The organism is Leisingera sp. SS27 (assembly GCF_028368855.1).
GTDB lineage: Bacteria > Pseudomonadota > Alphaproteobacteria > Rhodobacterales > Rhodobacteraceae > Leisingera.
In genome coordinates this window covers 293,430-317,789 of the sequence record NZ_JAQNCY010000004.1, presented here as the reverse complement: position 1 = coordinate 317,789, position 24,360 = coordinate 293,430, and the positions used below count along the sequence as shown (strand labels likewise).

Below are 24,360 nucleotides of genomic sequence, written 5' to 3'. Positions count from 1 at the left end.
AATGTTCGAGACCCTGAAACCCCAGCCCGCCGACAAGATCCTGGCGCTGATGCAGATGTACCGCGACGACCCGCGCGCGGACAAGATCGACCTTGGCGTCGGCGTCTACAAGAACGCTGAGGGCGTCACCCCGGTGATGCGCGCGATCAAGGCGGCTGAGCACAAGCTTTGGGAAGAGCAGACCAGCAAGTCCTATGTCGGCCTGGCGGGGGACCCGGCTTACTCTGATGCCATGATCAAACTGATCCTGGGCGATGCGGTTGCACGTGAAAACATCGCGGCTGCTGCGACCCCCGGCGGCACCGGTGCGGTGCGGCAGGCGTTTGAACTGATCAAGATGGCCAACCCCAAGGCGCGCGTCTTTGTGTCGGATCCGACCTGGCCGAACCACGTGTCGATCCTGAAATACGTCGGCATCGAAGCCGTCGTCTATCGATATTTCGACCGCGACACCCGCGGTGTGAACTTTGACGGGATGATGGAAGACCTGAAAGGCGCGCAGAAAGGCGACGTGGTGCTGCTGCACGGCTGCTGCCACAACCCGACCGGCGCCAACCTCAACGAGGTGCAGTGGAAAGAGGTCATCGCGCTGTTGAACGAGCGCGGCCTGATCCCGATGATCGACATCGCCTATCAGGGCTTTGGCGACGGCCTGGAAGAAGACGCGCTGGGCGTGCGCCTTGTAGCCTCCAGCTGCCCCGAGACTCTGATCGCGGCCAGCTGCTCCAAGAACTTCGGCATCTACCGGGAGCGCACCGGCCTGCTGATGGCGGTCTCCAACGACGCGGGTGCTCAAGCGCTGAACCAGGGCACCCTGGCGTTCCTGAACCGGCAGAACTACTCCTTCCCGCCGGATCACGGCGCCCGGCTGGTGACCATGATCCTGAACGACGACGCCCTGCGCGCCGACTGGGCCGCAGAGCTGGAAGAGGTGCGGCTCGGCATGCTGGGCCTGCGCCAGAGCCTTGCGGATGAGCTGCAGCGGCTGACCGGCTCTGACCGGTTCAGTTTCATCGCCCAGCACCGCGGCATGTTCTCGCTTCTCGGCACCACGCCGGAGCTGGTCGAGAAGATGCGCGTGGACAACGGCATCTACATGGTCGGCGACAGCCGCCTGAACATTGCAGGCCTCAACGCGCAGACCGTGCCGGTGCTGGCCAAGGCGATTGTCGACGCCGGCGTCTGAGCGTCAGGCACGTTGAAATTCAGGAACGCGCCCCTTGCGGGCGCGTTTTTTTGGCGCGGTGACTCGCAGCATTGCAGGGGCAGGGCTCCCGCGGCTGCTGTACACGCTGGCTGCGCCAAGTTCCTTGCAGGCTTGGGGGTGGCACCGCTGACGCGGTGCGGGATGCCGCTTGACGCCAGGTTATGCGTGATGGGGCGACGGAAGCGCCAAAGCCCCGCGTTTGTGCTTGCGGAAGCCACATAGCAACACAGCCCAGGAGACCTGAAATGACCCTCGCAAAATCCGCCCTCGCCGTGATCCTTTCCGCGGCCGTTGCCCTGCCGCTGGCCGCCCCCGCCTTTGCAGCAAACGGCGAGGTCATCGACCGGGTTGAAAACCGCGCCGACCGCCGCGAGAACCGCCGGGATGAAGCCATCGACACTGGCGTCTGGGACGTGGTTGAGGATCATCTGGACCGCGCCGAAGACCGCCGCGATTACCGGGACCAGAAGGTGCCCAAGGTGATTGTTGTCCCTCAGGGCTGAGCCCGGGACCGTGCCGCACCAGCGGCGCCCGGCCCAACAGGGAGGGATCATCTTTTGATGATCCTGCACCTGGCGGGAGCCCGCCGCCGAAACGCAAGCGCGGCGCCTGAAACAGGCGCCGCGTTTTTTGTCCTCTGGGTCCGCATTCAGCTCGGCGAGAACTCCGGGTAGGCCTCCATGCCCAGTTCCGCCATGTCCAGGCCGTTGACCTCATCCTCTTCCTCGACCCGGATGCCGGTGGTTGCACGCAGGATGATCCAGACCACGGCAGAGGCTGCGACTGTGAATACGCCCACCACGGCAATGCCGGTCAGCTGGGTCAGCAGGCTGGCTTCGGGGTTCGACAGAACCACGGCCACGGTCCCCCAGATGCCGCAGAGCAGGTGCACCGGGATGGCGCCGACCACGTCGTCGATCTGCAGTTTGTCCAGCATCGGCACGGCGAAGACTACGATCACACCGCCGATGGCGCCGATCAGGGTGGCCAGGCCCAGGCCCGGGGTCAGCGGCTCAGCGGTGATCGCCACCAGGCCGGCCAGCGCGCCGTTCAGGATCATGGTCAGGTCCGGCTTCTTGAACAGAAGCTGGGTCAGCACCAGAGCAGCCACTGCGCCGCCTGCCGCAGCAGCATTGGTGTTGGAGAAGATGCGGCTGATGTCAGCCACGTCGCCGATCGAGCCCATCGCCAGCTGCGAGCCGCCGTTGAAGCCGAACCAGCCCATCCAAAGGATGAAGGTGCCGAGGGTTGCCAGCGCCAGGTTGGAGCCGGGCATCGGGATGGTCTTGCCGTCCTTGTACTTGCCGATACGGGGGCCGAGGATCAGCGCACCGGTCAGCGCGGCCCAGCCGCCCATCGAATGCACCACGGTGGAACCTGCGAAATCCAGGAAACCCATCTGCTCCAGGAAGCCGCCGCCCCATTTCCAGCTGGCCTGGAACGGGTAGATCACGGCGGTCAGGATGATGGTGAAGATCAGGAACGGCCACAGCTTGATGCGCTCTGCCAGGGTGCCCGACACGATCGAGGCGGTGGCGGCACAGAACATCAGCTGAAAGAAGAAGTCGGAGCCGGTGGAGGCATAGGAGTAATCATCCGCACCTTCCGCGGTGATCCCGACCGCCTCCAGCACCCCGGGGCCAAAGACGCCGGACAGCACACCGTCGATGGCCCAATTGCCCAGCGGATACATCAGGTTATAGCCGATCAGCCAGTAGAACACGGCGGCCAGAGAGAACAACGCCATATTCTTGGTCAGCTGCATGGTGACGTTTTTGGAACGCACCAGGCCGGCCTCCAGCATGGCAAAGCCTGCTGCCATCCAGAACACCAGGCAGCCGCCGATCAGGAACAGCAGCGAGTTCAGGATGAACACGGTGTCGGTAGCAGGGGTCACGCCCGGGGCCGGGCTGTCCTGGGCCAGCGCCAGGCTTGGCAGTGCCGCCAGTGCCAGCGCCGCAAGGGGGAGTTTCAGGGTCTTCATAAATCTTTCCTCCATGCCGGGCTCGCTCAGAGCGCCTCGAGATTGGTTTCGCCGGTGCGCACCCGCAGGGCCTGTTCCACATCCAGAACGAAGATCTTGCCGTCGCCGATCTTGCCGGTGCGCGCGGTCTCGGATATCGCGCTGACGGCCTGTTCGGCCTGGTCTGCAGGCACCACCAGTTCCAGTTTCAGCTTCGGCACGAAATTCACTTCGTATTCGGCGCCGCGGTAAATCTCGGTATGGCCCGCCTGGGCGCCGAAGCCCTTGATTTCGGTGACCATCAGCCCGCTCACGCCAAGACCGGTCAGCGCCTCGCGGACCTCGTCCAGCTTGAAGGGCTTGATGGCGGCTATGATCATTTTCATCTCTGCATCCCTTAGGTTTTGCGCTGCCCCGGCCCCCTGCCGATGCATTGTGCACCTGCAGCAAAACCGCCGCCCCGAGTCGTGCAAAGTGAACGCCAGCAAATTTCCGCGCGTCTTTCTGCGGGCGCACAATAATTTTGCGCCTTTTGACCGGTTCGCTTAAAAACCGGCCATCTGGCAAAGGGGGAAAGGTCCGGATTCTGCCCCCTCTACAATCCGGCGCGGGCAGGGTATTGTCGCCGGACAACGGGCAAACCGGGCAGGAACAGACGATGGCACAAGGATCCGGGCGCAAGCCTTTGGTGGCAGAGAAACGCTATTCCGCGGGCGGCAAGGGGAAACCAGCTGCCAAGAAACCTGCGCGCAGGAAAACGGCAGCCAAGGCGAAGAAGCCGGGTCTGCTGGGGCGGCTTTTCGGCCGTAAGAAGTCCCGCGCCAGGCCCGCACCCAAAAAACGCGGGCCCATTGGCTGGCTGCTGGCGCCGTTTGCCTTTGTATTCCGGCTGGTCTGGGGGTTTACATGGCGCATTGGGATGGTGGTCTGCGGGCTTGTGGGCCTTGCTGTGGCCTTTCAATATGCGCGCCTGCCGGATGTCTCGGCGTACCTGGACGGCCGCGCCCGCGGTTCCGTCACCATTCTGGACCGCGAGGGCGAGGTCTTTGCCTGGCGCGGCGACCAGTTCGGCGGTGTGGTGACAGCGGACACCGTCTCACCGCATCTGAAGAACGCAATTGTGGCGACCGAGGACAAACGGTTCTACCGACATCTCGGTCTGTCGCCGCGCGGCATCGCAAGCGCTGTGCGTATCAACCTGAGCGAGGGCCGAGGGCCGCTGTCAGGCCATGGCGGCTCCACCATCACCCAGCAGGCGGCAAAACTCCTGTGTTTGGGCAAGGTCTATGACCCAACGGAGTGGAAAAGCGAAAGCGCCTATGAGGCGGACTGCCGCAAAGGTTCGCTCTGGCGCAAAGGCACCGAGGCGATCTTTGCCCTGGCGATGGAGGCCAAGTACACCAAGGATGAGATCCTCTCGATCTATATGAACCGTGCCTACATGGGCGGCGGCGCCTATGGGGCGGAGGCTGCGGCGCAGCGCTATTTCGGCAAGTCGGCGAACCAGCTGAACCCGGCGGAGGGCGCAATGCTGGCGGGGCTGCTGACCGCGCCCTCGACGCTGGCACCCACCAACAACCTGCAGCGCTCGCAGGACCGGGCCGCCACTGTGCTGCGGCTGATGCAAGAGCAGGGCTATCTGACCACGGCGGAGATGCAGAAGTACCAGAACAAACCGGCAGAGCTGAGCGAGGCGGCAGCGGCACGGGCGGGCGGGTACTTTGCCGACTGGGTGATGGACAGCATCCCGGATTTCCTGGGCGATCAGACGACTGAGGACGTGGTGATCCGCTCCACCATGGACCAGCGCCTGCAAAGCGCGGCTGAGGAAGCGCTGAAATTTGTGTTTGAGAACAAGGTCCGTCAGGGCTCCAAGGCGCAGGCCGCCATCGTGGTGATGAGCGCCGACGGCGCCGTGCGGGCGATGGTGGGCGGGCGCAAGACCCGCGTCTCGGGTGTGTTCAACCGCGCGACCCAAGCCAAACGGCAAACGGGTTCGGCGTTCAAACCCTTTGTCTACGCCACCGCGCTTGAGTTGGGGTATTCGCCCTATGACCGGGTGCTGGATGCCAAGTACTGCCTGCAGATTCTCGGCTCCGGCCAGTGGTGCCCTGACAACTACACTCGCAAGTTTTATGGCGAAGTAACCTTGGCGCGGGCGCTGCGGGACTCGCTGAATGTGCCGGCTGTGAAAGTGTCCGAAGCCGTTGGCCGTGACAAGGTGAGCCTTGTGGCCAAGGATTTCGGCATTGACAGCGACCTGGCTGCAGGCCCGGCGCTGGCGCTGGGCGCGTCGGAAAGCACGTTGCTGGAGATGACCGGGGCTTATGCGGGTATCCTGAACGGCGGTTCCTCTGTGACGCCCTATGGTGTGACGGAGCTGAAGCTGGTCGAGGACAGCGAGGCGCTGATGGGCGCCAGCGGCGGTATCGGCGAGCGGGTGATCCGGCCGGAAGCCGCGCAGCAGTTGGTCTGGATGATGGAAAAGGTGATTGCCGGCGGCACCGGCCAGCGGGCGAAGATCCCGGGCTGGCAGGCGGCGGGCAAATCCGGCACCACGTCAGCCGCGAAGGACGCCTGGTTCATCGGTTTCACGGCCGACTATGTTGCCGGTGTCTGGATGGGCTACGACGACAACACGCCCCTGTCCGGCGTGACCGGCGGCGGCCTGCCCGCCGAAATCTGGCGCGAGACAATGGTGCGCGTGCACGACGGGCTGGAGCCGAAGCCGCTGCCGATGCTGGAACCGGCACCGATTGCTCCGCCGCCGCAGCCAACCCGCCGCGAGCGCCGCCGCCAGGGGCCGAACCTCGGTCAGGAACTGGGCCGCGCGGTCGACAACATCCTGCGCGATATTCTCGGCAACTGAACCTGAGGACAGGGCGTGCTCCCGCCCGTCGCCAGCCTCCTTGCGGAGGCATCGCCGGTTGGGCCCGGCGCCGCACCTTGCAGGTGCGGCGCGCGCCCGTCCCGCAGGGCCGGGCGCCGTGCCCAACGGGAGCGCGGTATCCTGGATGCCGCTGCGACGGGCGGGAGGACTTGCCGCATTCAGCTGGCAGTCCGAATGGTCTGCCCTCTAACAGTAAAGAAAAAGGCTCCCCGGAGGGAGCCTGTCTTGCAATCTGCATTCTGCTTCTCAGCTGAGCCGCTTCAGCTCGCCGATCAGTGCGTCGATGTCGCCCTTCTTGCTGTCCAGAATCGCACCAATTTCTGTGCGCTCGGTCAGCAGAAGGTTCACACCCTCAATGAACATGTTGAAAAACAGGTCGCGGCCGGAGCGGTCCGACACCAGGAAGGTCACCTCAAATGGGGACTGGCCCTTGAGGTAGGCAATGGTGCTTACCTCATACCATTTCTTCACCTTCTTGACGCCCTTCACTTCCAGCTTGCCGCCGATGAATTCGCGGAAGCGCTTGCCGTATTTGCGCGAAATATAGCCCTGGAAGGCTTTGGAGAACGCCTTCTTCTGGGCCGAGGACGCGCGGCGCCCATCGGCACCCAGCGCATAGGCTGCGATATAGGATGTGTCGCTGTATTGCTGGAAGATCCGCTCGAAGTCGCGGAACATGGCAGTTTCACCCTTGCCGGATTCAATCACCCGGTTGATGTCGGCCACCAGCCGGTTGATCAATGTGCTGGCACTGCTTTCGGTCAGCGCCCACAGGGCCTGCGGTGCGGCAACCAGTGCGGCAGCTCCGGCACACAGGCCGGTCAGGAATTCGCGGCGGTCCATGTTCAAAATCCTTCAGTGTTCAGTTCGAACGGGTCGATTTCCTTGATCTCCTCGCCATCCCCCAGCTGGAACCGGCGGTTCTGCAGGTAGATCAGCCGCGATTGCGCATAGCTGTCGGCGCTCTCATAGAGAATCGAGTCGATCGTGTCGGAATAGTTGCCACGATCGCCCATGCGGCGCACGATCTCGGCGTAGATGGTGATGTTGTCGGCAGTATTCTGCTCGACATGGCCAAGAGGGTTGGTGAAGAAATCAACTGCTACCCCCACGGCGTCACGGCTGGTCGAGGGGCCGAGCAGCGGCAACTCGACGTAGGCGCCTTCACCAACGCCCCATTTGTGCAGTGTTTCACCGAAATCGGTATCGACCGCAGGCACCTTGAATTCGGTAGCAGGGTCAGCCAGGCCCGCAAACCCCACAGTGGAGTTGATCACGAAGCGCGAAAATGCATTGCCGGCCGTTTTCAGATCACCCTGCAGCAGCGCGTTGACCATCTGGCCGGGCATCGAAAGGTTCTCTGCGAAGTAGGAGAAGCTGGTGACCATCGGGGCGGGCACAATTGCCACATAGCCCTTGGACGCAGGGCGGAAAGCGACCCGGTCCACACCGCGGTTGAAGGCATGAATTGTGCGGTTTGTCCGCTCATAAGGGTCGAACACTTCGCCGGAGGCGCGCGCAACCGGGTCCTGGGTGGCGCAGCCCGCAGCAAAAGCGGCCAAAATCAGCGCAGGTACAAATTTAAGCGGTCGCAACATCAAGGGCATTCGGATAAGTGTCCAATTGGAACTGGAACGGGCGCATCGGAGGGCAAATAAGAGTTCTTGGCCCGAATTCCAGTCTGATTACATTTTTTTACCTGGCTATGCCACAACTGGTACTATTCCAGCCCTGACCTGAAGCCATCGAACCACTATTGCAGTCTGAGCATGAATAAAACCCTTTACAAAAACGGATATGAGGAACTGCGACAGGTGCGGCGGCAAAGCCGCGGCTTGTACTGGTTCACCGGGGTCTTCAGTTTCTTTGTGAATTTGCTGATGCTGACCGGCCCTCTGTACATGATGCAGGTTTATGACCGGGTGCTGGGCAGCCGGTCGGAGGCGACGCTGCTGGCGCTGTCGCTCTTGGTCGTGTTCCTCTACGGGATGATGGGGCTGCTGGATTACGCCCGCGGCCGCATTATGGCGCGGGTCGGCGCGCGGTTCCAGGCAGCGCTGGACAAGCGGGTGTTCGACGCAATGATCCGCCGCTCGTCGGTTGCGCAGGATCCTGTGGCGCAGACTGGCCTGTCCGATCTGGAGGCCCTCCAGCGGCTGATTGCCTCGCCGGTGCTGACTGCGGCCTTCGACCTGCCTTGGACGCCGGTATTTTTGGCGGGGATCGCGTTGTTCCATCCCTGGCTGGGTTTGCTGGCACTGGCTGGCGGGGCGGTGCTGGTGGTGATCGCGCTGCTGAACCAGCTGTTCACGCGGGTCCCGCAGCAGAAGGCGAACATGACCGGCCACAAGGCCAATCTGATGTCCGAGGAAATCCGCAATGAGGCGGAGATGATCCAGTCGATGGGGATGCGGGGGGCGTCTTTCGCACGCTGGAAACAGGCCAGGGATGCGGCGCTGACCGATAGTGTGACGGCCAATGACACCGGCGGCGGTTTCACCACGCTGACCAAGACGCTGCGGCTGTTCCTGCAATCGGCGATGCTGGGTCTGGGCGCGTATCTGGTACTGCAGAACCAGGTGACACCGGGGGCGATGATCGCTGGCTCCATCCTGATGGGGCGGGCGCTCGCACCGATTGAGCTGGGGCTGGGGCAATGGGTGCTGGTACAGCGGGCGCTCAAGGGCTGGCACAATCTGGCGGAGCTACTGGACAAGGTGCCTGAGGAGGATACGCGCACCGCGCTGCCCAAGCCAAAGGCGCTGCTGGAAGTGCAGGGACTGGCAGTGGTGCCGCCGGGCAGCAGCGCGCCGCTCTTGCGCAACGTGAATTTCCGGGTGCAGCCCGGCCAGGCGATCGGGGTCATCGGGCCGTCCGGGTCGGGCAAGTCGACACTTGCCCGCGCCTTGACTGGAGTGTGGCGGCCTGCGGCGGGTTCTGTCCGGCTGGACGGAGCCTCGCTGGATCAGTACGCACCGGACGTGCTGGGCGGGCACATTGGCTATCTGCCGCAGCGGGTGCAGGTGTTTGATGGCACAATTGCCCAGAATATTGCCCGCCTCCATCAGCAGCCAGACGCCGAGAAAGTGGTGGAGGCCGCCCGCAAGGCCGCCGCGCATGAGATGATCCTGAAGCTGCCTGAGGGATATGACACCCGTGTCAGCGCCACCGGCGGCCGGCTGTCGGGCGGGCAGATGCAGCGTGTCGGGCTGGCACGGGCACTGTTCGACGATCCGGTGATCGTGATCCTCGATGAGCCGAACTCCAACCTCGACAACGAGGGCTCGATCGCGCTCAACCAGGCGATCAAGCAGATCAAGGCGGAAGGACGCTCGGTCCTGATTATGGCGCACCGGCCAGCGGCGATCCAGGAATGCGATATGCTGCTGGTGATCGACAAGGGCACCCAGACGGCCTTTGGCCCCAAGGACAAGGTGCTGCAGGAAATGGTCGCCAACCATCAGAACATCCGCCAGGCAACTGGCACGGGAGGTGTGCGATGAACGTGGAAACCAGCTGGCCTGCGCGGCGGCCGCTGATGATCGGCCTGATTGCCCTTGTGGTGCTGGTGGGCGGCTTTGGCTCCTGGTCGGTGCTGTCCTCGATTTCCGGTGCGGTGGTGGCAACGGGACGCATAGAGGTCGATCGCAACCGGCAGGTGGTGCAGCACCTGGATGGCGGCATCGTTGCGGAGATCCTGGTGGATGAAGGCGATACCGTAACAGAGGGCACGACCCTGATCCGGCTGGACGCCAATGAACTGGCCTCTCAGCTGGTGATCGTGGAAGGCCAGCTTTTCGAGCTGATGGCACGGCGCGGCCGGCTGGAGGCGGAACGGGACGAAGCGGCGGAGGTCGCCTTCGACCCTGAGCTGCTGAAAACCGCAGAAGCCCAGCCGGAGGTCGCGGATCTGGTCGATGGCCAGCGGCGCTTGTTTCAGGCCCGCAGAGACACGACCGCACGTGAGATTGAGCAGCTTGAGAAACGCCGGGCGCAGATCCAGGAACAGATCCGGGGCATCCAGGCGCAGCAGAAATCGATGAATGTGCAGCTTGATCTGATCGGCGAGGAACTGGGCAACCAGCAATCGCTCCTGGACCGGGGTCTTGCGCAGGCGGCCACGGTTTTGAACCTGCGCCGCACCCAGGCCAGCCTGGAGGGGCAATTGGGTGAGCTGGTCGCTTCAGAGGCACAGGCGGAGGGGCGGATCACCGAGATCGACATTGAAATCCTGAAGCTGGGCACAGGCCAGCGTGAAGAGGCGATTACCCGCTTGCGCGACTTGCGCTACCAGGAACTGGAACTGGCCGAGACCCGACGCTCCCTGCAGCAGCGTCTTGCGCGGCTGGACATCACTGCACCGGTTTCAGGCGTGGTCTACGGGTTGCAGGTTCAGACCCCCCGGTCGGTGATCCGGCCGGCCGATCCAGTGCTCTACCTGGTCCCGCAAGACCGGCCGCTTGTGATTGCAGCACAGGTTGCGCCCACTGACATTGATCAGCTTTTCACCGGGCAGGAAGTGACCCTGCGGTTCTCGGCTCTGGATCAGCGCTCGACACCGGAACTGTTCGGCCGTGTAACCCAGGTTTCGGCCGATGCGTTTGAGGATCAGGGCAGCGGCCTTTCCTACTACCGGGCTGAGATCGAGCTGAACCCCGGGGAGCAAGGCCGCCTGCCTGCGGGCGCGGTGCTGATCCCTGGGATGCCGGTGGAAAGCTACATCCGCACCGCCGACCGTTCGCCGCTGGCCTATCTGGTCAAGCCGCTGGCGGATTACTTCAACAAGGCCTTCCGCGAAAGCTGACGCCCCGCCGTTTTGATCGCATGAAACCGGAATGCGGCGGCCCCCGCGCCTGCAGGTGCGGAAAGCTGCGATGGGGCACCGCATTTTCCCTTTCCGAAACCTGCCGGGGCGGGTAGCGTCCCGGCAATTGAAGACTCGGAGGAATGCGCCATGAGCATCGAAGCAAAACTGAAAGAGCTGGGTGTGACCCTGCCTGACGCGCCGGCACCGGCAGCCAACTATGTGCCTTATGTGGTGGCGGGCGACATGGTCTATATCTCCGGTCAGATTTCTGCGGATGAAAACGGGCTGATCACCGGCACCCTGGGGGCCGACATGGACGTCGATGCAGGCCAGGCTGCTGCCAAGCGCTGCGCGATTGCGCTGCTGGCACAGCTGAAGGCAGCCTGCGGCGGCGATCTGGACCGTCTGGTCCGCGTTGTGAAACTGGGCGCCTTCGTGAATTCAACCGCTGATTTCACCCAGCAGCCGCAGGTGGTGAACGGCGCCTCCGACTTCCTGGTCGAAGCGCTGGGCGACATCGGACGACATGCGCGGTCCGCCGTCAGCTCGCCGTCGCTGCCGCTGGGCGTTGCCGTTGAAATCGACGGCGTGTTCCAGATCAAATGACACGGTCCCTGCCTGCCGCATTCCTGACCGTCCCGCTGGCCCACCGTGCCTTGCATGATGTTGCGGACGGGCGTCCGGAGAACAGCCGGGCTGCCATCCGTGCAGCAATTGCGGCAGGCTACGGGATCGAGATTGACCTGCAGCTGTCCAAGGACGGCTGCGCAATGGTTTTTCATGACTATCAACTGGACCGGCTGGCCGAAGGCTCTGGCCCGGTTCGTGCGCTGACCCGTGAGGCGTTAGGCTCGGTTCCGCTAAAGGGCGGTGATGGTGAAGGCATTCCTGATCTTGCAGAGGTGCTGGACCTGGTTGCAGGCCGGGTACCGCTGCTGATTGAACTGAAGGACCAGCAGGGGGAGATGGGGATTGCCGATGGTGTTCTGGAGCGTGCCACGGTGGAAGCGCTGCATGGCTACACCGGCCCGGTAGCGCTGATGTCCTTCAATCCTAACTCCGTGGCAGCACTGGCCTCTCTGGCACCGGATATTGCCCGCGGCATCACCACCAGTGCCTATGATCCGGCGGACTGGCCGGAGTTGCCCAAGGCAGTCTGCGATGACCTGCGCGGCATTCCGGATTTTGACCGCAGCGGTTCCAGCTTTATCAGCCACGAGGCAAGCGACCTGGCACGGCCGCGGGTTCAGTCGCTGCGCAGCAGCGGGGTGCCGGTGCTGTGCTGGACCATCAGATCGGCGGCTGAGGAATCCGCGGCGCGGGCCTTTGCCGACAATGTGACATTTGAACAGTACCTTTCGCCGCTAACATCTTGATCGGTCTGGTCTGCACCCCACATCTGAAAAACGGTGCGGAGGAATTGCATGGCTCAGGCGCAAATCGACATCCGGGTGCTGGCGTCGCTGTCTCAGATCACGGCAGCGGACTGGGATGCCTGCGCTTGTCCCGAAGCCGCGGACGGCGGCCATCCTCTGGACCCTTTCACATCCCACCGCTTTCTCAGCGCGCTGGAGGACAGCGGCTCAGTCGGGCCGGGCACCGGATGGCAGCCGCAGTATCTGACCGCCTATCAGGAGGGCCGTCTGATTGCGTGTGCCCCGCTTTATGCCAAGGGGCACAGCCAGGGCGAATATATCTTTGACCACAACTGGGCGCATGCCTATGAGCAGGCGGGCGGCCATTATTACCCCAAGCTGCAGATTGCGGTGCCTTTTACCCCCGCCACAGGCCGCAGGTTCCTGGTGCGCCCTGGTTTTGACGGCATCGGTCATTCGGCGTTGCTGCAGGGGGCGGTGCAACTGGCAGCTGACAACAACCTGTCGTCGCTGCATGTGACCTTCTGCACCCAGGATGAGGCGCGGCTGGGTGAGGAAATGGGCCTGATGCAGCGCACGACGCAGCAGTTTCATTGGCAGAATGATGGCTACGCTGATTTCGAGGCATTCATGCGGGCCCTGTCCTCGCGCAAGCGCAAGAACATCCGCAAGGAGCGGATGCAGGCGCAGTGTTTTGGCGGCGATATCCGCGTGTACCAAGGCAGTGACCTGCGTCCGGAGCACTGGGATGCTTTCTGGGAGTTCTACCAGGACACCGGCGCGCGAAAATGGGGCTCCCCCTATCTGACACGGCACTTCTTTGACATTGCCCACAGGACGATGGCGGATGACATCGCTCTGATTCTGGCGGAGCGCAACGGACGCTACGTCGCTGGGGCGCTGAATTTCATTGGCCGCAAAACGCTTTACGGCCGCTACTGGGGCTGCGTCGAACAGCATGCCTGCCTGCATTTCGAGTTGTGCTATTATCAGGCCATAGAACTGGCGATCGCTTTGGGCCTTGACCGGGCGGAAGCCGGCGCACAAGGTGAACACAAGCTGGCACGCGGCTATATGCCGTGCCAGACACACAGCTTGCACTGGATCGGCGATCCCGGGTTTGCCGGGGCCGTTGGACGCTACCTCAAGGCTGAGCGGGCCGCCACCGAGGAAGATATCGAAATCCTGACCGATTACGGCCCGTTCCGCAAAGCCAATGTGGAGGAGCAAGAATGACGGAAAAACTGTCCGACGCCACCCGCGGCCCGCTGCTGGAGCCGCTGTTCGCCACCGGCTGGGAGATGGTGGAAGGCCGTGACGCCATCACCAAGACCTTCAAGTTCAGCAATTTCGCGGATGCCTTTGGCTGGATGACCCGTGCCGCGATCTGGGCTGAGAAATGGAACCACCATCCTGAATGGAGCAATGTCTACAACCGGGTGACGGTTGTGCTGACCACCCATGATGTCGACGGGATCAGCGCCCAGGACGCCAAGCTGGCGCGCAAGATGGATGGGCTGTTCGGCGAGCCGCAGGAGTGATGCTTGCCGGTTGAAAGTAGGTCAGAAATTCTGTCCAAATGTTTCGCGCGCGAAACATTCCGGCAGTGATTATGACCTTATTTTTTACCAAATATTAAGAGGTTGGCGCGGCGGCCGCCTGCTCCGGCGGCCGCCAGAAACTCAGCTTCAGCCCATGGACTCCAGTAGGCCTTCGCCTGCGGACAGTTCGCACTGACCGGGGTTTTCTTCCTTGTTGAGGATCTTCACTTCGCCGTCTTCCACCAGCATTGCATAGCGCAGGGAGCGGCCGATAAGACCTGCCGGCGGGGCGTCAAAACGCATGCCGATGGACTCGGTAAAGCTGCATTCGGCATCCGACAGCATTGTGATGCCGGCTTCGGTGGCACCGGTGTTGTCGCCCCAGATCGACATCACGAAAGGATCATTGCCGGCCAGGCAGATGATCTCCTCGACGCCTTTGGCGGCGAACTGGTCTTTGGTGCGGATGAAGCTGGGCACATGGGCGGAATGGCAGGTGCTGGTAAAGGCACCGGGAACCGCAAAAATCACAACTTTGCGCCCTTTCAGCTTGTCCGCGAGCTGCACCTGTTCAGGGCCGTCCTCCCCAATCCGTGTCAGTGTCGCGTCCGGCAGCTGGTCTCCAACAGAAATCATTGCACGTTCCTCTTTCTCCTGATTGCGTTTTGGGGCCCCGGGTATATAGGGTCCGGTGAAAGCGTGACGGGAACTATTGCGGGAGGCAAGGGGATATGTCCCATATCGTCGTGATTGGAGCGGGGCAGGCAGGATCCTCGCTGGTGGCAAAGCTGCGCAAGGATGGGTTTGACGGGGAGATCACCCTGATCGGTGCGGAAGCAGCGCTGCCCTATCAGCGGCCGCCGTTGTCCAAGGCATACCTGCTGGGTGAGATGGAGCTGGAGCGGCTGTTTCTTCGCCCTGAAAGTTTTTACATCGACAACAACATTACCCTGAAGCTGGGCCGGCACGTCACCGGAATTGATCCTGCGGCCAAGACGGTCTCGCTGGGTGATGAGGTGATCTCTTACGACCAGCTGGCGCTGACCACAGGGTCCGACCCGCGTCGCCTGCCTGCTGCGATTGGCGGTGATCTGGACGGCGTTTACGTTGTGCGGGGCCTGACGGACGTGGACGCGATGGCGCCCAATGTCACTGAGGGCAAGCGCGCGCTGATCGTCGGTGGCGGCTATATCGGGCTGGAGGCGGCAGCAGTCTGTGCCAAGCGCGGTGTCAAGGTGACCCTTGTTGAGATGGCCGACCGCATCCTGCAGCGGGTTGCGGCGCCGGAAACCTCTGATTTCTTCCGCAACCTGCACACTTCGCACGGCGTGGATATCCGCGAGGGTGTCGGCCTGGAGCGGCTGGAAGGCGAAGGCGGCGCGGTCACCCGCGCTGTGCTGAGCGGCGGCGAAGTTCTGGACGTGGATTTTGTTGTTGTTGGTGTTGGCATCACACCGTCCTCGCAGTTGGCAGAGATGGCCGGGCTGGAACTGGACAACGGTATCAGGGTGGATGCCAAGGGCCGCACCTCCGATGCGTCCATCTGGTCGGCGGGCGACTGCGCGTCCTTCCCGTTCCAGGGCGGCCGGATCCGGCTGGAAAGCGTGCCCAATGCCATCGATCAGGCTGAAGTGGTGGCGCAGAACATGCTGGGCGCGGACAAGGACTACATCGCGACACCCTGGTTCTGGTCGGATCAATACGACGTCAAGCTGCAGATCGCAGGCCTGAACACCGGCTATGACAATGTGGTAACCCGCCAGGGCGAGGGCAGCCAGGTCTCCTTCTGGTACTACAAGGGCGATCAGCTGGTGGCCGTGGACGCGATGAACGATCCGCGTGCTTATATGGTCGCCAAGCGCCTGATCGATGCGGGCAAGACTGCGGACAAGACGGTTGCGGGCGACCCAGCCGCGGATCTGAAGCCGCTTCTGAAAGCGTGAGGATCATCGCAGGAGATTTCCGCGGCCGGGCCTTGGCCGCGGTGGGTAAGGGGGATGCAGGCGCTCATCTGCGTCCCACCACCGACCGGGTGCGCGAAAGCCTTTTTAACGTGCTGATGCATACAGGCGCCATTCCAGGCGCCCGGGTGCTGGACCTGTTCGCAGGAACCGGTGCCTTGGGGCTGGAGGCGCTGTCGCGCGGTGCGGCGGAAGTGGTGTTTGTTGATGATGGGCGTGTCTCCGGCGGGCTGATCAAGAAGAACATTGCTATCTGCAAGGCAGAAGGCCGCTGCACGCTGGCGCGCCGCGATGCGGTGAAACTGGGGCAGAACCCGCATGCGCCCTATGACCTGATCTTTCTTGACCCGCCCTATGGTAAAGGCCTGGGGGAGAAGGCGCTGGTGGCTGCTGTGGCGGGGGGCTGGGTGGCCGATGAAGCGCTGGTGGTCTGGGAGGAAAGCACCCCGATGGCAGTGCTGGAGGGATTTGAACTGCAGGATAGCCGCAAATACGGAGATACCCATATCACTCTGATGTGGCGGGACGCAGCAGCCTGAGCCGACGCAGGCAGAATACAGTTTGCCGCTCATTTGCTGCGAGGCAGATGCTGCACTAGTAATGTGAAGCAGTAGGGCCTGCGTGCCGCGCAGGTGTCGCCTTTCCCGCGATGAGGTGCCTTTACATGCCCAAAACCTTTCCAACTCCTAAGCTGGTGGTCTTTGCTTGCGACGGCGTCTTGGTGGACAGCGAACCGGTGTCGAGCCAGGTGCTGATTGCAAACCTGGCCCACCATGGGCTGGCGCTGACAATGGAACAGTCGATCGAGTTGTTCGTTGGCGGCACCATGTCCGGGGTGATGGCCAAGGCCCGCATGCTGGGCGCGGAACTGCCGGAAGACTGGACCGCGGAAGTTAACACCGAGACCTATGCACGGCTGCAGCAGGGCGTGCCGCTGATACCGGGCATTCCCGGACTTCTGGCGCGGCTTGATGCTGCAGGTATCTCGGTGTGTGTTGCATCAAACGGCAGCGAGGAAAAAATGCGCATTACCCTGGGCCAGAACGGGCTGTGGGAGCGGTTTCACCCGCTGGCGATGTTTTCGGCCCACGCGCTGGGCGTGGCCAAGCCGGAACCTGGCCTGTTTCTGGCGGCGGCCAGCCACTTTGGAGTGCAGGCGCGCGATTGCCTGGTGATCGAGAACAGCGGCAGCGGTGTGACAGCGGCAGTGCGCGCAGGCATGCGCTGTCTGGGCTTTGCGCCGCAAGGCGGCGGCAAGAAGCTCGCTTCATTGGGAGCTGAAGTTTTCACCGGAATGGAAGAAGTGCCGGCGCTTTTGTCGATCTGAAACTGTTATGGTAGGGTCCTGCGTATGGAACAGAGCTTGCGCGCACCCATACTGCGGTACTCAAAGGACGCTGAAACGCAAAGCCGGCCTAAGCCGGAACGCCTGCGGGCACCGGTGTTCATTCAGGATGCTGTGACACCGCTTGGCGATGGCACGCTGTTGCTGGCGCTCTGGCGGTTTCAGAAAGCAGAGGGTCAGGACGACGCAATGTCCTGACCGGATCAGTCCTTCATCTGGCTGAAAATATCCCGGGGGTGCGGGGGCTGGCCCCCGCCGCCGTCCTTGCAGTTTAGCCGTAGGTCGGGTGGAACTTGCCTGCGGGTGAGAGGGTGAAAATCTCAGCCCCGTCAGCGGTGACTCCAATCGAATGCTCGAACTGCGCCGACAGGGACTTGTCGCGGGTGACGGCGGTCCATTCGTCTGCCAGGATCTTGGTTTCCGGGCGGCCCAAGTTGATCATGGGTTCGATGGTGAAGAACATGCCTTCCTCGAGCACCGGTCCGGTACCAGGACGGCCGTAGTGCAGCACGTTGGGCGGCGCGTGGAACACGGTGCCGAGACCATGGCCGCAGAAATCGCGCACCACGCTCATCCGCTGCGCCTCTGCATAGGTCTGGATTGCATGGCCGATGTCGCCGAAGGTGTTGCCTGGCTTCACTGCCTCGATACCCACCATCAGCGAATCATGGGTGACTTGAATGAGCCGTTCCGCCTTGCGGCTGAGCTTGCCTGCGACAAACATGCGTGAGGTGTCGCCGAACCAGCCCTCAACGATCACGGTCACGTCGATGTTCAGGATATCGCCATCCTTCAGTTTCTTGTCGCCAGGAATGCCGTGGCAAACCACATGGTTCACCGAAATACAGCTGGCGTGCTGATAGCCCTTGTAGCCGATGGTGGCTGACTTGGCGCCCGCGTCCTCGACCATTTGCGTGATGATACGGTCGATCTCGCCGGTCGACTGGCCCGGGAAAACATGCGCTGCGATGTCATCCAGAATGCGCGCGGCAAGCGCACCCGCCTTGTGCATGCCGGCATAGTCACCAGCTTCATGAATGCGGATGCCGTCCTTGGTAGTGCGGCCGTCTTTCGATCTCATCACGCAGAGCTCCATCACGTTCTTTGCGTAGCTATGTAAGGGGTTCCTGTCAAAAGGGCCAGACCGGGGTTGCGGGAACTTTTGCCGCCACGGTGCGTTCAACCGTTGGCATATTCGATTTGGCAACAAGGGGAACGCAGCGGAATGGACAGCTTCAACAGTCTTATGCAAACCGAAATCTATGATGGCAGGACGATTGCGGATCTGGTGACCTTGGAATTCCTGGCGCAGGCGCTGGGCAGCGTTCTGGCTGCAGTCATTATTCTTCTGGCCGGCTTCATCGTTGCCGGATGGGTCAAGCGGCGGATCGTGCAGTTGGGCGACAGCAACGCCAAGCTGGATGTGACCCTGTTCCACTTTCTGGGCAATCTCGCCCGATACGTTATTTTGGCCTTTGCTGCCTTGTTCGTGCTCAACACCTTTGGCGTTAAGACCACTTCCATTGTGGCGGCAATCGGTGCTGCCGGATTGGCCATTGGCCTGGCCATGCAGGGGGCACTGTCGAATGTGGCGGCAGGGGTTATGATCATCCTGTTCCGCCCGTTCAAGCTGGGCGATTTTATCGCAGTGAACGACGAGATGGGCACAGTTCAGGAAATCACCTTGAACAATACCGTCATTGCCAGTCTGTCCAATCTCAAGGTTATTGTCCCGAATTCCGAAGTCTGGGGTAACACGATCACCAATTACTCGTCTTTCGACACCCGCCGTGCTGAGTGGACATTTGGTGTCGGTTACGGTGCCAATCTGGCAACAGCAGAGCGGGTGATCCGTGACACGATCATGGGCGACCGCCGGTCGCACAGCGATCCGGAGCCGTTCATCCAGGTCAATGAGCTGAACAGCAGCTCGGTTGATTTTCTGGTGCGCGTCTGGGTCAGCGCTGAGGACTACTTTCAGTACCAGGCCGATATGAAGCGCAAGGTGAAAGAGGCGCTTGACGATGCGGGAGTGGATATTCCCTTCCCGACCCGTACGCTGATCCAGGCCCAGCCGGAGCGTGAGGAGGAGGGGTCCGGAAAGCAAGTGGGACAGGCAGCCTGATCTGCCGCCCGGTCCGGGTTGTTACTCTGATGAGAGCGGCCCGGCGACCTCAACACCCTGCGGGGTAATCCGGGTGCCCAGAACCAGTTTCTCTACCCCGGCGGCATAGGCGCTGGCAAAGGCATCTGCGTAGGCCGGATCAATGTCGGCGGCCAGTTGGAAGCGTTCGCAGTCGGTGCGCTGGACCAGATACAGCATGACAGCCCGGTGGCCCTGGGCCACCATGTTGGCCAGCTCCACCAGATGTTTGGTGCCGCGGGTGGTGACGCTGTCGGGAAACTCAGCCAGTCCAGGTTCACGGGACAGTGTCACGCTTTTCACCTCCACATAGCAATCTGGCAGCCCGTCCTGGCTCAGCAGGAAGTCGATGCGGCTGTTTTCCCCGTATTTCACCTCGGCGCGTACGGTTTGATAAGCGGCAAGGTCCGCGACCGCACCGGCCTCCAGCGTGGAGCGCAAGGCACGGTTCGGCACCGACGTGTCGACGCCGGTGAAATGGCCGTCTGAGTGCTCCACCAGCCGCCAGCCGAATTTCAGCTTCTTCTTAGGGTCGTTGTTGGGCTCCAGCCAGATCTTCATGCCCGGTTCCGCCAGCCCCATCATGCTGCCGGGGTTGGCGCAATGGGCGGTAACTTCCTGTCCGTCCTCCAGCCGGCAATCTGCAAGAAAGCGTTTGTAACGGCGGATAAGAGTGGCGGGGATGAGGGGCTGGGAAAACTTCATAACCGGATGACTATATCAGCCCCGCCCTGCGGCAAAGTCTTAGTTGCGGCCGGCCATGATGCCGCCGTTAACATCCCAGATGGCGCCGGTTACCCAGGCAGCCCTATCGCACAGCAGGTGCACAACCGTTGCCGCAATGTCAGCCGGAAGCCTGCGCGTCCAATCGGATGGAAAGTGCCGACGCCGGCTGTCAGCTTATCATCGATCTGCGCGGGGTCGGTAAATGCGCCGTAAATCGGGGTGACCACCACTGCAGGAGCCACCGCGTTCACCCGGATACCATGGTCTGCCAGCTCCATAACCAAGTGCTGGGTCAGGGCACGCAAGCCTGCCTTGGCCATTGATTAGGCGGAGCTGGGTGCCGCCTCGATTGCTTGTTTGGCCCGCATTGAGCCGGTGTTGACGATAGCGCCGCCGCCATTGTGCGCCATGTTGGCTGCAACTGCCCTTGTCAGGAAGAAAGCCGCGCGGTTCAGGCCCATGTAGCGATTATAATACTCAGGGTCATGCTCCAAAGCCGGCTTGGGGGAAAGACTCCGGCTGCATTGACTAGTTTGCTGAAATGGCGGCTGTCAGCCTTAAGCTCTCCCGTCAGCGCCTGAACGGCTGCGAAGTTCATCAAATCAACTTTCCGGGCCTCTGCGAGGGTTCCAAGCTCAGTCTCGGCAGCCTCCAGCGTGGCAGCAGACGAACCGAGCAGGGTGACATGATGTCCCGTTTTTGCCAGCTGGCGGGCAATTTCCAGACCCATTCCCGGCGATCCGCCGATGATCAATGCGGTCTCAGTGCTCATTGCGATTAATCTATCTATTGGTAAGTGGCAGATGTGGATTGTGCTCCATTCTGCCAAGACCTATCTGCAGGTAGGGCAGCGACGAGGTGAGCATGCCTGGATCTGACACCGCGGAACGTATACTGGGGGTCGCGGAGAAGGCCGCGCGCTTGGGTCGTTGCAACGCTTTCAGTTTTCGGGAAATCGCTGCCGAAATCGGCACAAAGTCAGCCTCGGTCCATTACCATTTTCCTGCCAAGGAAGCGGCGGGAAAGGCCTTGGTTGAGCAGTATTCAGATAATTTTTCAAGATCTTGGGTGATCCGCAAAGCGCGGCTCCCGCGGAGTTGATCAGGCGTTAGGCAGCAGCTTGCGGCGCGGCTATGAAGAAGGAAGGCCTGATTGCCTGTGCGGTTCTTCGGTGCCGAGATCGCTGATCTGCCACCACTCGTGGCCAGCACCACGCGGGTTTTTTGAGCGTGACCTGGAATGGCTGCAGCAGGTTCGCAGCCGGAAGGGGCTGGGGCCAGAAGCTGCCGAACAGGCCGCGGTGCATATGGTTGCGACCCTGGAAGGTGCGATGATCCTTGACCGTGCAATGGGAGATGCCGCACTGTTCGACGCTGCGGCTGCCGGGCTTTCCTAATCGCTTTGGCACTTGTGCCGACTGGGCTGCGGGGTATCTTCACGAACAGCAAAGGGAGATGCCTGATGTCCGCTACACCGAACCCTACTGCCGCCATGCTGGTTATCGGGGATGAGATCCTGTCGGGCCGCACCCGCGATGCCAATATGCACTTTCTGGCGGGGGAACTGACCAAGCACGGTATCGACCTGAAAGAAGTGCGTGTTGTGAGTGATGACGAACCCGCGATCATCGCTGCGGTGCGGGCACTGTCTGGCGGTTTTGACCATGTGTTCACTAGCGGCGGCATCGGGCCGACCCATGACGATATCACTGCGGATTGCATCGCCAAGGCATTTGGGGCGCGTCTGGATGTGCGCAACGACGCCCGTGCGATCCTGCAGGCGCATTACGATACTCAAGGGCTGGAGATGAACGAGGCGCGGCTTAGGATGGCGAGAATTCCCGACGGTGCGGCCTTGATTGACAATCCTGTCTCGGCGGCGCCGGGGTTTACTATCGGAAATGTGCATGTGATGGCCGGGGTTCCGATGATATTTCAGGCGATGGTGGCCAGTGTGATGCCGACTCTGACCGGTGGCCGCCCGATGCTGTCGCAGACCCTTCGGGTGCTGCGCGGCGAGGGCGAAATCGCGGCTCCGCTGCGCACCTTGGCGGAGGCTTACGAGGATCTTTCGGTCGGCTGCTACCCGTTTCAGAAAGACGGTGCATTCGGCGCCAACATTGTCATCCGCGGTACTGATGGCGCCCGCATAGATGCAGCGATGACCAAACTGGCAAAGGAGCTGGAGCTGTGACCACCGACCCACGTTACTATGCGGTAACTGAGGCAACATGGCCGCCTGCTTCGGTGCGCGAGCTGGGGCCTGTCGTGGTGCGCGAAGGGCAGGGCGGCGGCAGCCGGGTGTCGGCGGCGACAGTCAACGGCGCAGCCTCAGACGCAGAGATCGGTGCGGCTGAAGATGCGATGCGTGCGATGGGCCAGGATTGCCTGTTCATGATCCGCGATGGCGAGGCCGAGCTTGATGCGCAGCTGGAGGCGCGCGGATACGTGATAAAGGATCCGGTCAACCTCTGGACCTGCCCGGCGGAGCAGTTGACGGATGTCGCCGTTCCGCGTGTCACTGCCTTTTGCGTCTGGGAACCGCTGGCGATCCAGCGCGAAATCTGGGCGCAGGGCGGCATAGGGCCCGAACGGCTGGCTGTGATGTGCCGGGTGCAGGGGGCAAAGACGGGGCTGCTCGCCCGCCATAAGGACAAACCGGCGGGCGCTGGTTTTGTGGCGGTTCACGACGGGGTTGCGATGGTGCATGCGCTTGAAATCCTGCCGCATCAGCGCCGGGCTGGCATGGGTGCCTGGATGATGCGCCAGGCGGCATTCTGGGCGCTGGAGAATGGCGCCAGTGAATTGGCAGTTCTTTGCACGAAGCGTAACGAAGGGGCAAACGGGCTTTACGCTTCCCTAGGCATGGACTGTGTTGGAGAGTATCACTACCGGATTTTGCAACAAGGCGATTGAACACCATGAGTGACCAGACCCAGCCCACAGCCCTTGACCTGCCAATGGTGGACCCGCTGCCGCCGGAAACGCAGAAATACTTCGACATCTGTGTCGAAAAACTGGGCTTTGTGCCAAATGTGCTGAAGGCGAACGCCTTTGATATTGATAAGCTCAACGCTTTCACCGCCATGTATAACGATCTGATGCTGGCGGACAGCGGCCTCAGCAAGCTGGAGCGGGAGATGATTGCGGTTGTGGTCTCGTCGATCAACCGGTGTTTTTATTGCCTGGTTGCACATGGCGCGGCGGTGCGGCAGCTGTCTGGCGATCCGCAGCTGGGCGAGATGCTGGTGATGAACTACCGGGTGGCGCCACTGGAGGCCCGTCAGCGCGCGATGCTGGATTTCTCGGCCAAGATGACCACGGGGAGTGCGGAGATCGAAGAGGCGGACCGGCAGGCCCTGCGGGATGCGGGTTTCAGCGATCGGGATATCTGGGATATCGCGAATGTTGCAGGTTTCTTCAACATGTCCAATCGTGTAGCCAGCGCAACTGCCATGGTGCCTAATCCGGAATATCACAGCCAGTGCCGTTGAGATGTTTGATTGCAGCGGCTGCGGCGGCATTCTTACCTGGAATGCTGACCGCGGCCGAGCTTACTTTGCCTGCTGATTCTGCAGCTGTTTCCGAGCGGGCTACGGTGCTTGGTGTTTACCAGTTGCCCGTTGGCCCGGAGCAAGGCGATAAAGTGCCCTCTGAGCGGTTCGAGGGGCAAATCAACCGTCGGACCTGGCGCGTTGAAGGCAGCGGCACGGTGTTGCAGATTCTGGCCCCGCTGCGGGAACAGCTGGTTGAGCAGGGCTATGAGGTGCGTCTGGACTGCGCAGCACGCGATTGCGGCGGCTTTGGCTTCCGGTTCGGAATCGAGGTGGTGCCGGCGCCGGACATGATGGTCGATATTTCCCGCTACCATTTTTTGTCAGCCGTCCGCGGGCAAGAGGCAGTCTCTGTCCTGGTGTCCCGTGCCGGGGAGGCCGCCTTTGTTCAAGTGATCAGTGCAGGACCGCGGGATGCAGCCGCTGAAGTGCAAAAGCCCTTTGTGCAATCAGAGACGGGTCCGGCGCGGCCTGTTGATCTGTCCAAGGTTCTGGAAGTGCGCGGCCATGCCGTGCTGACCGATCTTGTTTTTGAAAGCGGTTCCACCCGCTTGCGCGATGGTGAGTATGACAGCCTGAGAGAACTGGCGGTGTTTTTAGACGCCAACCCGCAGTACCGGCTGCTGCTGGTGGGCCACACCGATACAGTCGGCTCGCAGGCGCAGAACGCCGGTATTTCGGAGCGCCGGGCGCAGTCGGTGAAAGACAGGCTGATAGAAGCTCACACAGCGGACGAAGGACGTATCGACGTTGCAGGCGCCGGATACCTGGCGCCGATTGCCAGCAATCTGATCCCGGAAGGCCGGGAAGCCAACCGGCGGGTCGAGGCGGTTTTGCTGGCCGATTGA

Annotated in this window: 30 protein-coding genes; 20 read left to right on the top strand and 10 right to left on the bottom strand. The window is 62.0% G+C overall.

What is annotated here, in order from left to right; translation table 11 throughout:
* The first annotated feature begins 1 nt into the window (after position 1).
* Together N6L27_RS11645 and N6L27_RS11640 are read left to right on the top strand one after the other, a co-directional pair.
* Positions 2 to 1,186 (top strand): amino acid aminotransferase, encoded by a 1,185-nt coding sequence (locus N6L27_RS11645; RefSeq protein WP_271907424.1) that lies wholly within the window; start codon positions 2 to 4, stop codon positions 1,184 to 1,186.
* 266 nt (positions 1,187 to 1,452) lie between these two features.
* Positions 1,453 to 1,710 (top strand): hypothetical protein, encoded by a 258-nt coding sequence (locus N6L27_RS11640; protein WP_271907423.1) that lies wholly within the window; start codon positions 1,453 to 1,455, stop codon positions 1,708 to 1,710.
* Between the two features lie 146 nt (positions 1,711 to 1,856).
* On the opposite strand, the gene N6L27_RS11635 is transcribed toward N6L27_RS11640, so the two are convergent.
* Together N6L27_RS11635 and N6L27_RS11630 are read right to left on the bottom strand one after the other, a co-directional pair.
* Entirely contained in the window at positions 1,857 to 3,191 is a 1,335-nt protein-coding gene (locus N6L27_RS11635; RefSeq protein WP_271907422.1) for an ammonium transporter, read from the bottom strand.
* Between the two features lie 26 nt (positions 3,192 to 3,217).
* On the bottom strand, positions 3,218 to 3,556 hold the full coding sequence (locus N6L27_RS11630) for a P-II family nitrogen regulator (RefSeq protein ID WP_027257453.1): 339 nt from the start codon (positions 3,554 to 3,556) through the stop codon (positions 3,218 to 3,220).
* A 272-nt stretch (positions 3,557 to 3,828) separates the two neighbouring features.
* Between N6L27_RS11630 and N6L27_RS11625 the strand changes: the two genes are divergently transcribed.
* The gene (locus N6L27_RS11625; protein ID WP_271907420.1) at positions 3,829 to 6,039 is read left to right on the top strand and encodes a transglycosylase domain-containing protein; all 2,211 of its coding nucleotides are present in this window, start codon (positions 3,829 to 3,831) and stop codon (positions 6,037 to 6,039) included.
* Between the two features lie 267 nt (positions 6,040 to 6,306).
* Here the strand turns inward: N6L27_RS11625 and N6L27_RS11620 are convergent, their stop codons facing one another.
* Positions 6,307 to 6,903 carry an MlaC/ttg2D family ABC transporter substrate-binding protein gene (locus tag N6L27_RS11620; RefSeq protein WP_271907418.1) on the bottom strand — a complete coding sequence of 199 codons (597 nt, stop codon included), beginning with the start codon at positions 6,901 to 6,903 and terminating at the stop codon, positions 6,307 to 6,309.
* 2 nt (positions 6,904 to 6,905) lie between these two features.
* Positions 6,906 to 7,667 carry an MlaA family lipoprotein gene (locus N6L27_RS11615; RefSeq protein WP_442915765.1) on the bottom strand — a complete coding sequence of 254 codons (762 nt, stop codon included), beginning with the start codon at positions 7,665 to 7,667 and terminating at the stop codon, positions 6,906 to 6,908.
* A 162-nt stretch (positions 7,668 to 7,829) separates the two neighbouring features.
* Here N6L27_RS11615 and N6L27_RS11610 point away from each other — a divergent pair, with 162 nt between their 5' ends.
* The 6 genes from N6L27_RS11610 (at position 7,830) to N6L27_RS11585 (ending at position 13,784) form a co-directional block, all read left to right on the top strand.
* The gene (locus N6L27_RS11610) at positions 7,830 to 9,563 is read left to right on the top strand and encodes a type I secretion system permease/ATPase (RefSeq protein ID WP_271907415.1); all 1,734 of its coding nucleotides are present in this window, start codon (positions 7,830 to 7,832) and stop codon (positions 9,561 to 9,563) included.
* Positions 9,560 to 10,864 (top strand): HlyD family type I secretion periplasmic adaptor subunit, encoded by a 1,305-nt coding sequence (locus tag N6L27_RS11605; protein WP_271907414.1) that lies wholly within the window; start codon positions 9,560 to 9,562, stop codon positions 10,862 to 10,864. The genes N6L27_RS11610 and N6L27_RS11605 overlap by 4 nt, the downstream gene beginning before the upstream one ends.
* 150 nt (positions 10,865 to 11,014) lie before the next feature.
* Positions 11,015 to 11,473: a RidA family protein gene (locus N6L27_RS11600; protein WP_222479067.1), complete on the top strand. Its 459-nt coding sequence runs from the start codon at positions 11,015 to 11,017 to the stop codon at positions 11,471 to 11,473.
* A complete protein-coding gene (locus N6L27_RS11595; RefSeq protein WP_271907413.1) occupies positions 11,470 to 12,243 on the top strand; it encodes a glycerophosphodiester phosphodiesterase family protein in 774 nt (257 codons plus the stop codon). Before N6L27_RS11600 ends, N6L27_RS11595 begins: the two co-directional genes overlap by 4 nt.
* A 48-nt stretch (positions 12,244 to 12,291) precedes the next feature.
* Positions 12,292 to 13,479, top strand: coding sequence for a GNAT family N-acetyltransferase (locus tag N6L27_RS11590; protein ID WP_271907412.1), 1,188 nt, complete (start codon positions 12,292 to 12,294; stop codon positions 13,477 to 13,479).
* Positions 13,476 to 13,784, top strand: coding sequence for a 4a-hydroxytetrahydrobiopterin dehydratase (locus N6L27_RS11585; RefSeq protein ID WP_039181257.1), 309 nt, complete (start codon positions 13,476 to 13,478; stop codon positions 13,782 to 13,784). Before N6L27_RS11590 ends, N6L27_RS11585 begins: the two co-directional genes overlap by 4 nt.
* Before the next feature lie 147 nt (positions 13,785 to 13,931).
* Here the strand turns inward: N6L27_RS11585 and N6L27_RS11580 are convergent, their stop codons facing one another.
* Positions 13,932 to 14,420: a peroxiredoxin gene (locus N6L27_RS11580; RefSeq protein WP_271907411.1), complete on the bottom strand. Its 489-nt coding sequence runs from the start codon at positions 14,418 to 14,420 to the stop codon at positions 13,932 to 13,934.
* Between the two features lie 95 nt (positions 14,421 to 14,515).
* On the opposite strand from N6L27_RS11580, the gene N6L27_RS11575 reads away from it, so the two are divergent.
* The 4 genes from N6L27_RS11575 to N6L27_RS11560 all read left to right on the top strand — a co-directional run bounded on the left by N6L27_RS11575 (position 14,516) and on the right by N6L27_RS11560 (position 17,288).
* Positions 14,516 to 15,727: an NAD(P)/FAD-dependent oxidoreductase gene (locus tag N6L27_RS11575; protein WP_271907410.1), complete on the top strand. Its 1,212-nt coding sequence runs from the start codon at positions 14,516 to 14,518 to the stop codon at positions 15,725 to 15,727.
* Positions 15,724 to 16,284 carry a 16S rRNA (guanine(966)-N(2))-methyltransferase RsmD gene (gene rsmD / locus N6L27_RS11570; protein WP_271907409.1) on the top strand — a complete coding sequence of 187 codons (561 nt, stop codon included), beginning with the start codon at positions 15,724 to 15,726 and terminating at the stop codon, positions 16,282 to 16,284. The genes N6L27_RS11575 and rsmD overlap by 4 nt, the downstream gene beginning before the upstream one ends.
* 125 nt (positions 16,285 to 16,409) lie before the next feature.
* On the top strand, positions 16,410 to 17,072 hold the full coding sequence (locus tag N6L27_RS11565; RefSeq protein WP_271907408.1) for an HAD family hydrolase: 663 nt from the start codon (positions 16,410 to 16,412) through the stop codon (positions 17,070 to 17,072).
* 24 nt (positions 17,073 to 17,096) lie between these two features.
* Positions 17,097 to 17,288 (top strand): hypothetical protein, encoded by a 192-nt coding sequence (locus tag N6L27_RS11560; protein ID WP_271907407.1) that lies wholly within the window; start codon positions 17,097 to 17,099, stop codon positions 17,286 to 17,288.
* A gap of 73 nt (positions 17,289 to 17,361) precedes the next feature.
* On the opposite strand, the gene map is transcribed toward N6L27_RS11560, so the two are convergent.
* The gene (gene map, locus N6L27_RS11555) at positions 17,362 to 18,171 is read right to left on the bottom strand and encodes a type I methionyl aminopeptidase (protein ID WP_271907406.1); all 810 of its coding nucleotides are present in this window, start codon (positions 18,169 to 18,171) and stop codon (positions 17,362 to 17,364) included.
* 144 nt (positions 18,172 to 18,315) lie between these two features.
* Here map and N6L27_RS11550 point away from each other — a divergent pair, with 144 nt between their 5' ends.
* Positions 18,316 to 19,215 (top strand): mechanosensitive ion channel family protein, encoded by a 900-nt coding sequence (locus N6L27_RS11550; protein WP_271907405.1) that lies wholly within the window; start codon positions 18,316 to 18,318, stop codon positions 19,213 to 19,215.
* A gap of 21 nt (positions 19,216 to 19,236) precedes the next feature.
* Here N6L27_RS11550 and sfsA read toward each other — a convergent pair whose 3' ends face one another.
* From sfsA to N6L27_RS11530, 4 genes are all read right to left on the bottom strand, one after another.
* Positions 19,237 to 19,938 carry a DNA/RNA nuclease SfsA gene (gene sfsA, locus N6L27_RS11545; protein WP_271907404.1) on the bottom strand — a complete coding sequence of 234 codons (702 nt, stop codon included), beginning with the start codon at positions 19,936 to 19,938 and terminating at the stop codon, positions 19,237 to 19,239.
* A gap of 89 nt (positions 19,939 to 20,027) precedes the next feature.
* Entirely contained in the window at positions 20,028 to 20,237 is a 210-nt protein-coding gene (locus N6L27_RS11540; RefSeq protein ID WP_271907403.1) for a hypothetical protein, read from the bottom strand.
* A gap of 45 nt (positions 20,238 to 20,282) precedes the next feature.
* Complete coding sequence (locus tag N6L27_RS11535; RefSeq protein WP_271907402.1) at positions 20,283 to 20,420, bottom strand: hypothetical protein; 138 nt, start codon at positions 20,418 to 20,420, stop codon at positions 20,283 to 20,285.
* Positions 20,411 to 20,731, bottom strand: coding sequence for an SDR family NAD(P)-dependent oxidoreductase (locus tag N6L27_RS11530; RefSeq protein WP_271907401.1), 321 nt, complete (start codon positions 20,729 to 20,731; stop codon positions 20,411 to 20,413). Before N6L27_RS11530 ends, N6L27_RS11535 begins: the two co-directional genes overlap by 10 nt.
* Positions 20,732 to 20,823: 92 nt before the next feature.
* On the opposite strand from N6L27_RS11530, the gene N6L27_RS23285 reads away from it, so the two are divergent.
* From N6L27_RS23285 to N6L27_RS11505, 6 genes are all read left to right on the top strand, one after another.
* Positions 20,824 to 21,060: a TetR/AcrR family transcriptional regulator gene (locus N6L27_RS23285; protein ID WP_442915763.1), complete on the top strand. Its 237-nt coding sequence runs from the start codon at positions 20,824 to 20,826 to the stop codon at positions 21,058 to 21,060.
* A gap of 70 nt (positions 21,061 to 21,130) precedes the next feature.
* Complete coding sequence (locus tag N6L27_RS11525; protein WP_271907400.1) at positions 21,131 to 21,355, top strand: hypothetical protein; 225 nt, start codon at positions 21,131 to 21,133, stop codon at positions 21,353 to 21,355.
* 65 nt (positions 21,356 to 21,420) lie between these two features.
* Positions 21,421 to 22,152 carry a competence/damage-inducible protein A gene (locus tag N6L27_RS11520; protein ID WP_271907399.1) on the top strand — a complete coding sequence of 244 codons (732 nt, stop codon included), beginning with the start codon at positions 21,421 to 21,423 and terminating at the stop codon, positions 22,150 to 22,152.
* Positions 22,149 to 22,874, top strand: coding sequence for a GNAT family N-acetyltransferase (locus N6L27_RS11515; RefSeq protein ID WP_271907398.1), 726 nt, complete (start codon positions 22,149 to 22,151; stop codon positions 22,872 to 22,874). Before N6L27_RS11520 ends, N6L27_RS11515 begins: the two co-directional genes overlap by 4 nt.
* Before the next feature lie 5 nt (positions 22,875 to 22,879).
* Entirely contained in the window at positions 22,880 to 23,452 is a 573-nt protein-coding gene (locus N6L27_RS11510) for a peroxidase-related enzyme (protein ID WP_271907396.1), read from the top strand.
* A 41-nt stretch (positions 23,453 to 23,493) separates the two neighbouring features.
* On the top strand, positions 23,494 to 24,360 hold the full coding sequence (locus tag N6L27_RS11505; protein ID WP_271907395.1) for an OmpA family protein: 867 nt from the start codon (positions 23,494 to 23,496) through the stop codon (positions 24,358 to 24,360).

Coding starts and splice junctions, on each gene's coding strand:
- N6L27_RS11610 (WP_271907415.1), top strand. CDS start 7,830: ATGAATAAAACCCTTTACAAAAACGGATATGAGGAACTGCGACAGGTG.
- N6L27_RS11580 (WP_271907411.1), bottom strand. CDS start 14,420: ATGATTTCTGTTGGAGACCAGCTGCCGGACGCGACACTGACACGGATT.
- N6L27_RS11585 (WP_039181257.1), top strand. CDS start 13,476: ATGACGGAAAAACTGTCCGACGCCACCCGCGGCCCGCTGCTGGAGCCG.
- N6L27_RS11565 (WP_271907408.1), top strand. CDS start 16,410: ATGCCCAAAACCTTTCCAACTCCTAAGCTGGTGGTCTTTGCTTGCGAC.
- N6L27_RS11635 (WP_271907422.1), bottom strand. CDS start 3,191: ATGAAGACCCTGAAACTCCCCCTTGCGGCGCTGGCACTGGCGGCACTG.
- N6L27_RS11575 (WP_271907410.1), top strand. CDS start 14,516: ATGTCCCATATCGTCGTGATTGGAGCGGGGCAGGCAGGATCCTCGCTG.
- N6L27_RS11510 (WP_271907396.1), top strand. CDS start 22,880: ATGAGTGACCAGACCCAGCCCACAGCCCTTGACCTGCCAATGGTGGAC.
- N6L27_RS11645 (WP_271907424.1), top strand. CDS start 2: ATGTTCGAGACCCTGAAACCCCAGCCCGCCGACAAGATCCTGGCGCTG.
- N6L27_RS11560 (WP_271907407.1), top strand. CDS start 17,097: ATGGAACAGAGCTTGCGCGCACCCATACTGCGGTACTCAAAGGACGCT.
- N6L27_RS11615 (WP_442915765.1), bottom strand. CDS start 7,667: ATGCCCTTGATGTTGCGACCGCTTAAATTTGTACCTGCGCTGATTTTG.
- N6L27_RS23285 (WP_442915763.1), top strand. CDS start 20,824: ATGCCTGGATCTGACACCGCGGAACGTATACTGGGGGTCGCGGAGAAG.
- sfsA (WP_271907404.1), bottom strand. CDS start 19,938: ATGAAGTTTTCCCAGCCCCTCATCCCCGCCACTCTTATCCGCCGTTAC.
- N6L27_RS11520 (WP_271907399.1), top strand. CDS start 21,421: ATGTCCGCTACACCGAACCCTACTGCCGCCATGCTGGTTATCGGGGAT.
- N6L27_RS11590 (WP_271907412.1), top strand. CDS start 12,292: ATGGCTCAGGCGCAAATCGACATCCGGGTGCTGGCGTCGCTGTCTCAG.
- N6L27_RS11630 (WP_027257453.1), bottom strand. CDS start 3,556: ATGAAAATGATCATAGCCGCCATCAAGCCCTTCAAGCTGGACGAGGTC.
- N6L27_RS11640 (WP_271907423.1), top strand. CDS start 1,453: ATGACCCTCGCAAAATCCGCCCTCGCCGTGATCCTTTCCGCGGCCGTT.
- N6L27_RS11625 (WP_271907420.1), top strand. CDS start 3,829: ATGGCACAAGGATCCGGGCGCAAGCCTTTGGTGGCAGAGAAACGCTAT.
- N6L27_RS11605 (WP_271907414.1), top strand. CDS start 9,560: ATGAACGTGGAAACCAGCTGGCCTGCGCGGCGGCCGCTGATGATCGGC.
- N6L27_RS11540 (WP_271907403.1), bottom strand. CDS start 20,237: ATGGAGCTGGCAGACCATGGTATCCGGGTGAACGCGGTGGCTCCTGCA.
- N6L27_RS11595 (WP_271907413.1), top strand. CDS start 11,470: ATGACACGGTCCCTGCCTGCCGCATTCCTGACCGTCCCGCTGGCCCAC.
- N6L27_RS11505 (WP_271907395.1), top strand. CDS start 23,494: ATGCTGACCGCGGCCGAGCTTACTTTGCCTGCTGATTCTGCAGCTGTT.
- N6L27_RS11530 (WP_271907401.1), bottom strand. CDS start 20,731: ATGAGCACTGAGACCGCATTGATCATCGGCGGATCGCCGGGAATGGGT.
- N6L27_RS11535 (WP_271907402.1), bottom strand. CDS start 20,420: ATGGGCCTGAACCGCGCGGCTTTCTTCCTGACAAGGGCAGTTGCAGCC.
- N6L27_RS11600 (WP_222479067.1), top strand. CDS start 11,015: ATGAGCATCGAAGCAAAACTGAAAGAGCTGGGTGTGACCCTGCCTGAC.
- N6L27_RS11550 (WP_271907405.1), top strand. CDS start 18,316: ATGGACAGCTTCAACAGTCTTATGCAAACCGAAATCTATGATGGCAGG.
- N6L27_RS11620 (WP_271907418.1), bottom strand. CDS start 6,903: ATGGACCGCCGCGAATTCCTGACCGGCCTGTGTGCCGGAGCTGCCGCA.
- map (WP_271907406.1), bottom strand. CDS start 18,171: ATGAGATCGAAAGACGGCCGCACTACCAAGGACGGCATCCGCATTCAT.